Raw genomic sequence first — 419 nt, 5'->3', positions numbered from 1 at the left:
GTCGCATTCCATGCCGCAATGGATCGGGCCTGTCTTGCCGTCCTCGGATGCGTGATTGCACCAGCCGCCGGCCCATTCAGGCGCCTTGGCGCCGCGCACGGTGGTGGCGATGAAAGCATTGTAGGACGTGTCGGAATTCGCGGTCGGTTCCTCGTTCGGCCGGCTGACCGGATCATGGCCGTAGTAGAAGAAGATCCGCGCCACCTTCTGCTTCGGGTGCGCCTTGAGATGCGCCCCATCATAGACGCGGCCGAAACAGGCATCAGCGCCGTTCGGACTGAGTTCGGTAAGCTTCAGCGCATCGTCGGCGGAGGCCGATCCGGCAAGCGCGCCGAGCAGCACGGCGCAAAACCCGGCGCCGGCAACCGTCTTCCATTCCCCCAACCCAAACGCCCATTCCTTCAACGCCATGTGACCTC

1 pseudogene is annotated in these 419 nt (G+C 64.0%); it reads right to left on the bottom strand.

From position 1 onward, the window contains the following. A pseudogene (locus tag EOB36_RS34105) lies at positions 1–411 on the bottom strand (hypothetical protein); the annotation flags it as partial. Positions 412–419: the final 8 nt, after the last annotated feature.

Source organism: Mesorhizobium sp. M6A.T.Cr.TU.017.01.1.1, assembly GCF_004023115.1.
In the GTDB taxonomy this organism is placed as follows: domain Bacteria; phylum Pseudomonadota; class Alphaproteobacteria; order Rhizobiales; family Rhizobiaceae; genus Mesorhizobium; species Mesorhizobium mediterraneum.
The sequence above is the reverse complement of the archived record's forward strand: the minus strand, read 5'-3'. Positions and strand labels throughout refer to the sequence as shown.